Raw genomic sequence first — 7,045 nt, 5'->3', positions numbered from 1 at the left:
CTTTCTAGTACTTAACTGTTCCAGAATCAAATCTGCTGTTTGTTCTGGTGTCAGTAGAGCTCCAGTTGTCTCCACTGATTCTAGAATACCAACAATGGTATTTCGTAAGCTCGTTGTATTCTCCGTATCCGCTGGACTAACTTGTCCTGCGCTTGGCGCAACCTGTCCCGTCATTAGCCAGAGAGCGTACTTCTGCAACCTAGAGTGATTGGTTATCAGATGCAAATTCTGACTCGTTATTTCACGCCCCTTCACTTCGAAGTTCTTGATTGTATTGAGAGAAATCCCAGTCAGCTCTGAGAATTCAGGCTGAGTCAGCCCTTCTCGAATTCGGATACACCTAACTTTCTCGCCAAATATTGTTGACAAGGGTCACCTCTGACACTATCGTGTCTTTCAAAGGGTCACTAGTGACACTTAATGTTGATTTAGTCGTCAACGAATCAGTATATCCCAAAGGTAAAACGGCATGGAATTAAACGGCAACCTCTCAAACCTCCCGCCTTTCATGGATCAGAAGGAATTTGCTGACCGTGTGGGCGTATCAACTGATCAAGTCAGGCATTACGTCAAAGAGGGCTACCTCCCAACGGTGAAGCTCTCCAACGGTTCTACCGCGTCTAAACGCACCTTTATCAACTGCATATCCCTCCAACAGTGGCTCTCTGAAAAGGGTCAGGAATGGGTACATCAGCAGTTAGAAGGGGTGTCACGATGATCAACCGCATTCTGATCATCGCACTCGTTGCATTCGTCGGATCGGGCTTCGTTTTCGATTTCGATATTGAATCGACTTTTTACTTACTAAACGCCATCGCTCTGTTTATCGGGTTTGTGATCATCGATTTCACGATTAATCCGGTTGCGTACTGCTCCCAGGAGGAAACAGACGATGAGTAAAGGTTCCCCAAAAGCCGTACCAATGCACAAACACGGCTTGGGGCGTGGGGTAGCTCACCCTACCCCACGTTTAGGTCTGCTGACGGGGATAACCCTGTTGGCTGACGCACCCACGGTTTTACATGCCGTTGGCCGTGGGTGCAGCCCCTCATGAATAGACAACTTCGCGCTAACCACCTAACCGCTGAACAGCGCGGTCATTGTCTCGTGTGTGGTGGCGTGAACGGCGTCTGTACATGTACGGCTCCAGTTAAAGCGGCAATCGCAAAACGGCCTTTCACCGATCATCGAAAGGAAGGTCAGGACAGCAAGTGGTACCGCTGTTTTCGGTGTAGAGGCTTAGTTGGTGCGCCAGCGTCTGAAGATTCAGTGATCTGTGCATGTGGTTATGACATCCGCGTACCGCTTCAGCCAGCACCAACAGATGAGCCGGTGATAACTGAGTTACCACGCCGTGCATTACGTAAACCATCGCTAACAAGGGCCCGAGCATGAGACTGAACAAGCAAGAAAAGCTGGCCCTGTGCGCCTTGGACAAAATTTGTCGTGCGTTATCCGGTGGCGCTTCAGCCCTGTTAACGCATGAAGAGGCAAATGCACTTAGAACGTGCCTCGCCTTTGATATTCGGGAGTCCACAACTCCGATGGGTGGGGTCAACGCACTGGTTCGCGGAAAGGACGTTCCGGCAGTGCTGTTGATCTCCCCTGGCGGCCAGTACGACCGGCCCCCACGTAACTGTTTTTTCCCGTTCCAGATACGGGAGTACAACTCGAAATTAATCACGTGTCCGCGCTGTGGCAGTCAATCGCGGGAAGCACGTTAAAGACATGACTGATAGGTGAATCTTATGAACGGTATGAAAGCAACTCTGAAAGTGAAGGTATTGGCAGCTAAGCGTTTCAAGCTGGATGGATATGAAGCCGCTCAGCTGTATGTGTTGGGCGACAAGATTGATGAGCAAGACAAGATCGGTCAGCCACCGATGAAACTGTCCGGTGAGTTCGATGTGCTGGATAGCCTGCGCGGAAACATTCCGGGCGATATGGAGCTGGTTGTTGAGTTTCGCCAGGGCGCTAAAGACAAGCTGGAACAGTACGTTGTTGGTGCTTCTCCAATCGCTCGTCAGGCTGCACAACCGGCAGCGGCTAAGTAATGACTTACACCAGTTGCGAAGGTGATATTCGAACGGATTCATCCGGCAACTGGTGGCACTGCTCCACGGGCTTTGACGAGCTTTCACAAGCTGAATTTGAGTTCATCGCCCAACAGACACAATCGTCAACTGAACTCAGCTCAGAGAGTGTAGAACGGTTGGCAGCAGCAATCGAACAGTTCAATCAAGTCATGGTTGATCTGTTCACATTTGATCCGGTGCTTTTCAGCACGGTTTTGTTCGGGTGCATCATCCTGTTCGCTAAGGGTTGGGGTGCAGGTGTCGTAGCCCGGTTATTAGGTAAAAAGTAAGGGGAAAACTCCTATGTCTAAGTTCTTAACTTCGCGCTCTGAACGCGCTTCTCAAGCCTTCGGCACACTGCGTTCTAAGGGTGTTGGCATGGCTAAATCAGTCGGCACAGCGGTTGCGGTGGGTGGTGCGTTTGTTGCCTCCAATGCAATGGCCCTGACCGGTGAACAGAACACCGCGATCACTGCGGCATATGATGCAACCGGCACCTCTGTAAATCTGGTTATTGCGGGCCTGATCGGTGTGGCGCTGCTGATCACCGGCTTTGCGATCATCTACGGCCTGTTGCGTAAGTAACAGCATGATTCTGTCGTTGTTACTGGCCGTGGCGTGGTGGTCCTCGTTTAAGTACGGCTGGTACACCGGCCGCATCGCATAAGGGGGCTTCGGCCTCCTTTTTCTTTTCTGAGGACTTTCGTTTATGAGAGGGAAGATAAAAAGCTGGTTCATACCGTCTTTTAATTGGCGGTATTGGGGGAATCAAGTTGCTGTTTCGCTGGTGTTCTTATTGTCGTTTCTGGGGGCCAAGTTGGCTCATTCAGAAGGGGAATATCAGGCGGGCGTTTATTACGTAGAGCAAACATCGGGAAGTTATGGGTCGGGGCATACGCTATCCGAGGCATGGGAAGCGATGTTGTCTAATTATCCGGGGTCTTCGTCTATATCGCCTCCGGTTTTGTTCGGTCCTGATTATTTCCAGGGTAAGTTTTATCCGTCACAGAGTCATAAAGATAGTAATCATCAGTTTTCTGGTTTTGTTCAGCGGTACTACTGCGCTAACACTGATACATCGGCGCTATGTCAGCCGCCGCCTGTAGATTGTCCTTCAGCTGGAGAAACCAAGCGCCTCGGCTACACCAAAACCGAAATACCCAGCAACATGAATGGCGGTGAGGGTAACGGCTTTACGATCAACATCAGTAACAGCTCCAGCGTCGGTGCCTCAATTGAAAGCAATGGCTGTGGATATAACCGAGTTGAATCCTCTAAGCCTGATTGCAAACTCTTCGCCTACGATCAGCAAGGTAATCAGCGCTGGAACTGCTACGCCGAATACGTAGCCACTGGCGAACCTGCTGCATCACCGCCAGATAGTGGCATTACCTATTCAGATGGTTCTGAAGACGGTGCACCGAATGAATCCGAGGGTGTGACCGATACCCGTCAATCCAACACCACCACAACATCGACTACCCCTGTCACCGAAATGGTCGGCGACCAAACGGTTACAACGAAAACTGACATTACCACAGAGAACCGTGGTGATGGCTCGGTTGTTGAGACACGTGATGACGTGACCATCATCACAGAGAGTGATGGCATAACGAGAACAGACACCCAAACTACAACCACCACAACAGCTCCTGACGGTTCTCAAACCATCGAGACAACGAACAACATTTCCTATACGCAGCATCCCCAGACGATCTACAACATCGACAACTCGAACAACCAGATCACGGTATCCCAGACGCCGGGCGGTTCGGCTTCCCAGACCTCAACGACAACAGAAACCTATGACGCTAACGGTAACTTAACAGACAGGGAAGAAAGCACCGGACCGGTACAAGGCGATGATGATGCCGCAGAGGGTGAGGAACGACAGACCTGTGATACCAATCCGCTTATGGATAAGTGCATTAACGACTTCACCAATACCGCAAAAGGTCAGTTTGGCGATATATCCACAAAGATAAGCACTGCCAAGACAGAGTTTCAGGACGAGTGGAATCGAATTAAATCGGAAGCATCGGATCGGCTCGGTTTTAGTCTGAGTGGTGGTGGCGGTGCCTTACAGCAAAGCATTGTGACTGTGCGGGGTATCGAGGGGGATATAGGCATTACCCGCTGGGTGCCGTACTTCGATGAATTTGGTTTAGCCGCATTGGTCATGGCCGGTGCTGCACTCTATGCCGCTGTGGTCATGTTTAGGGGGTAAGTCATGAATGAGATATTAGAAGCCATACAGGGCATGTATGACTTCATGGTGGTTGATTCTTACAACTTCATCCATGAAATCTTTGCTCAAGTCACCATGTTTATCATCGTTTGGTACTTCAAGTTAAAAGCGGTTGTGATGCAGCAGCTCTGGTTCGTCGGTGAAGCGATGCTGGACCAGCTGAACCTGTCCGGCTTGATCCAAACCTACTGGGGCAACATCGACAGTAACTTGATGGCCTTTCTGACTCGCTACCGTATTCCCGAAGCCGCCAATCTGGTGCTGAACTCCCATATCACTGTCTGGCTGTGGAGGATGATGTCATGACCGCCGTTGTCCATCATGGTCCCCCTGGTTCTTTTAAATCCTTCGGTACGGTTCAACGCGCCATGATTCCCGCGCTAGAAAAAGGGCGGACCGTAGTCACGAATATTCGCGGCTTTGAGTCTCTGGAACGGATCGAAGAAGCGATGGGCTGCAAGCTACCCGCCAGTGCTGAAATCATCTTTGTGGAAGCCGACAGCGCCAAAGGCTTTGATGCAATGGCTCGGTTCTTTCACTGGGTGCCTAAAGGCGCGTTGATCGCCATAGATGAAACCCAACGTGTCTGGTCGAAGAAACGTAACCGTGACCTAAAGAAGTTTGACCTAGTACTGACAGATGCAGACGGTGAGCTTCGTTCAGAAGAGTCGATCAAGAGGGACTGTCCGCTCTGGGATGGTGACTACGACCGCCCCGAGACCGTCGAAAATGCTTTCGATCAGCATCGTCACTACAACTGGGATATTTACCTGACCACGCCCAACATCGCTAAAGTGCATGATGAAGTTCGGACTGTAGTCGAAGTGGCTTATCGTCACCGTGGCATGGGCGCGATCCTGCCGTGGTGGAAGAACAAATGGAAGGAGTTCACCCATGACGCAGAAACCAGCGGCAAGCAACTCAGTCATTACATGGGTTCGCCAAAAACCTATAAGGCAGACCAAAGAGTCTTCGCCTGTTATCAAAGCACTAAAACAGGAAAAGCCAAAGGTACATCAGAAGCTCGTCCTCTATATCGAGACCCTAAGCTACAGATGGTTTTCGGGGCGATTTTCCTCATTCTCTTCTGGTTCGGCTATCTCTTCGTTGATTTCCTCGACACCAGTCCGCTTCTCAATGGGCCTCCTCCGACAGGTGATAAAGCGTCTGTTAAAGGGCGTTCTGAAGCTGGTGCTGGCAGTCGCAGGCATGATGATCGTAGCGATGTTACTCAGACTGATATTGCGGGTCAGTTTGACCGTCTAGCATCTCCTGCCGCTCCTTCTTCTGGGTCGGCGTCACATTCAACGCAACTACAAAAAGTCGCTTCTGTCGCTACCGATCCGCTCGCCGAGTATTTCTCCCCTCAATACGATGTTCGGTTGGCTGCGGTGCTCTATGTGCCGGGGCGTGAAAAGCTCTATTACCGTGTAACCGTCTACGAGAACGGAACTCGGGTAGATGAATTCACACAGGACGAAATTCAAGCGTATGGGTACCAGGAGCACTATGGGTCCGCAGGGTTACGCCTTCAGCGTAATGATGTCGTGTATTTGGTACGTCCGTTCATTGCTCGCAGGTTATCCCCAGTTGAACCCGTAGACGTTCGCGCACCCATGCCAACAGTTGCAACGAAGCTCTCAGCGTCCCACATGTGAGCGGAACAGTTTATTTAATCTATTAGAGACCCAGACAATGGCACGTTTGAACAAGGACGGTTTACGCGGTTTAAAGCTGATCAGCGCGGCCAGATCAAAGCGCAGGTTCAGCTGTACCGAAACCGGCAGAACCTGCGCTTTGCGTGTGCGTGCGGGCTTCTTCCGTTTTGGCATTTCGGGTAGCGCCATCGGTAGCAGTAGCTGTACCCAGATTCCCTTTTCCATGTCGTGTTCCTCTCCGCGCTGGTTTATCAGTGATGGTCGCGCTCGCTTGCGAGCATGGGCGGCCATTGCTGATGAACATCACAGAACTGAGCGTTTCGAGACAGTCAATGCTTGGACGGACCGCCCGCGTTGTCTCCGACTATCTAGCCCGTTGATCTCTCCAGTTGCCGCAATGGTTAAGCGGTCCGAACAACGCGAAGCGCTTGGCGTTTACTTTCTCGATACGCGGGTTACGCGCTACGGGGTTCAGGATCACTGCCCAGCCAACATATTAGGGGGTCAAGGGGCAACTTTGCCCCTTGTGGGGGAGCCGCACGGCTGGGGCAACGCCCCATTGAGTAAGCAAAGTCCTGCTGATTTGTCAGCGGCTATAAATACCAGCCCCACGGCATCGGGGGCGGGGCGCGGTGTGGGCGTGGGATGCCTCCCACTGGTATGCGTTAGTAGTCCCGGCTTTAGCTTCGAACCGCCTCGGATAGGGGTCGGGAATCAGGTTTGAACCGGCCGGGTCGTTACCGGCGGGGGTACGTTAAAACGCCCATAAGTACTTAATTTTGGAGATACACATGATAGAGCTTACATATGGAAGGTTAGGAGAACAGATGACACTGGATTCAGAAGCTATTTCTGAGCTTTTAGAGTGTCCTGACTGTCTAGGTTATGGCCTTACAGGATGCCGCACAATTGATCCCCCCTCTAATAATTGCATGGAGTTGTGCAGCCATTGCGAAGGTAAAGGTCATGTTGAAAAAGTCCTTTTTAACCAAGCTGGTATGTCGGAATGACTTATACAGAAGAGCAGGTTGTTAGTTTATTCAACCAGATGATCATCGCAGATT

At 51.0% G+C, this 7,045-nt stretch carries 13 protein-coding genes; 11 read left to right on the top strand and 2 right to left on the bottom strand.

The features are described from left to right. On the bottom strand, positions 1-369 hold a 369-nt coding region (locus ABYW01_RS10275), incomplete at its 3' end, for a helix-turn-helix transcriptional regulator (protein ID WP_372832518.1). A 100-nt stretch (positions 370-469) separates the two neighbouring features. On the opposite strand from ABYW01_RS10275, the gene ABYW01_RS10270 reads away from it, so the two are divergent. The 10 genes from ABYW01_RS10270 to ABYW01_RS10225 all read left to right on the top strand — a co-directional run bounded on the left by ABYW01_RS10270 (position 470) and on the right by ABYW01_RS10225 (position 5,981). Beyond that, a complete protein-coding gene (locus tag ABYW01_RS10270) occupies positions 470-718 on the top strand; it encodes a MerR family DNA-binding transcriptional regulator (protein WP_372832517.1) in 249 nt (82 codons plus the stop codon). Next, positions 715-900, top strand: a complete 186-nt coding sequence (locus ABYW01_RS10265) for a hypothetical protein (protein WP_372832516.1) — start codon at positions 715-717, stop codon at positions 898-900. Before ABYW01_RS10270 ends, ABYW01_RS10265 begins: the two co-directional genes overlap by 4 nt. Continuing rightward, entirely contained in the window at positions 893-1,054 is a 162-nt protein-coding gene (locus ABYW01_RS10260) for a hypothetical protein (protein ID WP_372832514.1), read from the top strand. Before ABYW01_RS10265 ends, ABYW01_RS10260 begins: the two co-directional genes overlap by 8 nt. 337 nt (positions 1,055-1,391) lie before the next feature. After that, positions 1,392-1,724, top strand: a complete 333-nt coding sequence (locus ABYW01_RS10255) for a hypothetical protein (protein ID WP_372832513.1) — start codon at positions 1,392-1,394, stop codon at positions 1,722-1,724. Positions 1,725-1,748: 24 nt separating this feature from the next. Further along, positions 1,749-2,054: a hypothetical protein gene (locus tag ABYW01_RS10250; RefSeq protein ID WP_372832511.1), complete on the top strand. Its 306-nt coding sequence runs from the start codon at positions 1,749-1,751 to the stop codon at positions 2,052-2,054. Next, positions 2,054-2,365 carry a hypothetical protein gene (locus ABYW01_RS10245; protein ID WP_372832509.1) on the top strand — a complete coding sequence of 104 codons (312 nt, stop codon included), beginning with the start codon at positions 2,054-2,056 and terminating at the stop codon, positions 2,363-2,365. The genes ABYW01_RS10250 and ABYW01_RS10245 overlap by 1 nt, the downstream gene beginning before the upstream one ends. A 13-nt stretch (positions 2,366-2,378) precedes the next feature. Then, positions 2,379-2,660 (top strand): hypothetical protein, encoded by a 282-nt coding sequence (locus ABYW01_RS10240; RefSeq protein ID WP_372832507.1) that lies wholly within the window; start codon positions 2,379-2,381, stop codon positions 2,658-2,660. A gap of 232 nt (positions 2,661-2,892) precedes the next feature. After that, a complete protein-coding gene (locus tag ABYW01_RS10235) occupies positions 2,893-4,302 on the top strand; it encodes a hypothetical protein (protein ID WP_372832506.1) in 1,410 nt (469 codons plus the stop codon). A gap of 3 nt (positions 4,303-4,305) precedes the next feature. Continuing rightward, complete coding sequence (locus tag ABYW01_RS10230) at positions 4,306-4,629, top strand: hypothetical protein (protein ID WP_372832505.1); 324 nt, start codon at positions 4,306-4,308, stop codon at positions 4,627-4,629. Beyond that, a complete protein-coding gene (locus tag ABYW01_RS10225) occupies positions 4,626-5,981 on the top strand; it encodes a zonular occludens toxin family protein (protein WP_372832504.1) in 1,356 nt (451 codons plus the stop codon). The genes ABYW01_RS10230 and ABYW01_RS10225 overlap by 4 nt, the downstream gene beginning before the upstream one ends. Here the strand turns inward: ABYW01_RS10225 and ABYW01_RS10220 are convergent. Next, the gene (locus ABYW01_RS10220; protein ID WP_372832503.1) at positions 5,964-6,206 is read right to left on the bottom strand and encodes a hypothetical protein; all 243 of its coding nucleotides are present in this window, start codon (positions 6,204-6,206) and stop codon (positions 5,964-5,966) included. The genes ABYW01_RS10225 and ABYW01_RS10220 overlap by 18 nt on opposite strands. Positions 6,207-6,808: 602 nt before the next feature. Here ABYW01_RS10220 and ABYW01_RS10215 point away from each other — a divergent pair. Further along, positions 6,809-6,991, top strand: a complete 183-nt coding sequence (locus ABYW01_RS10215) for a hypothetical protein (protein WP_372832501.1) — start codon at positions 6,809-6,811, stop codon at positions 6,989-6,991. The last annotated feature ends 54 nt before the right edge of the window (positions 6,992-7,045 follow it).

The organism is Pontibacterium sp. (assembly GCF_041587635.1).
GTDB lineage: Bacteria > Pseudomonadota > Gammaproteobacteria > Pseudomonadales > Balneatricaceae > Pontibacterium.
Note: the sequence above shows the minus strand (reverse complement) of the source record. Positions and strands in the feature narration are given on the sequence as shown.

What these genes read in the sequence shown, in the direction of transcription:
- ABYW01_RS10270 (WP_372832517.1), top strand. Translation starts at nt 470, where the DNA reads ATGGAATTAAACGGCAACCTCTCAAACCTCCCGCCTTTCATGGATCAG.
- ABYW01_RS10265 (WP_372832516.1), top strand. Translation starts at nt 715, where the DNA reads ATGATCAACCGCATTCTGATCATCGCACTCGTTGCATTCGTCGGATCG.
- ABYW01_RS10260 (WP_372832514.1), top strand. Translation starts at nt 893, where the DNA reads ATGAGTAAAGGTTCCCCAAAAGCCGTACCAATGCACAAACACGGCTTG.
- ABYW01_RS10255 (WP_372832513.1), top strand. Translation starts at nt 1,392, where the DNA reads ATGAGACTGAACAAGCAAGAAAAGCTGGCCCTGTGCGCCTTGGACAAA.
- ABYW01_RS10250 (WP_372832511.1), top strand. Translation starts at nt 1,749, where the DNA reads ATGAACGGTATGAAAGCAACTCTGAAAGTGAAGGTATTGGCAGCTAAG.
- ABYW01_RS10245 (WP_372832509.1), top strand. Translation starts at nt 2,054, where the DNA reads ATGACTTACACCAGTTGCGAAGGTGATATTCGAACGGATTCATCCGGC.
- ABYW01_RS10240 (WP_372832507.1), top strand. Translation starts at nt 2,379, where the DNA reads ATGTCTAAGTTCTTAACTTCGCGCTCTGAACGCGCTTCTCAAGCCTTC.
- ABYW01_RS10230 (WP_372832505.1), top strand. Translation starts at nt 4,306, where the DNA reads ATGAATGAGATATTAGAAGCCATACAGGGCATGTATGACTTCATGGTG.
- ABYW01_RS10225 (WP_372832504.1), top strand. Translation starts at nt 4,626, where the DNA reads ATGACCGCCGTTGTCCATCATGGTCCCCCTGGTTCTTTTAAATCCTTC.
- ABYW01_RS10220 (WP_372832503.1), bottom strand. Translation starts at nt 6,206, where the DNA reads ATGGAAAAGGGAATCTGGGTACAGCTACTGCTACCGATGGCGCTACCC.
- ABYW01_RS10215 (WP_372832501.1), top strand. Translation starts at nt 6,809, where the DNA reads ATGACACTGGATTCAGAAGCTATTTCTGAGCTTTTAGAGTGTCCTGAC.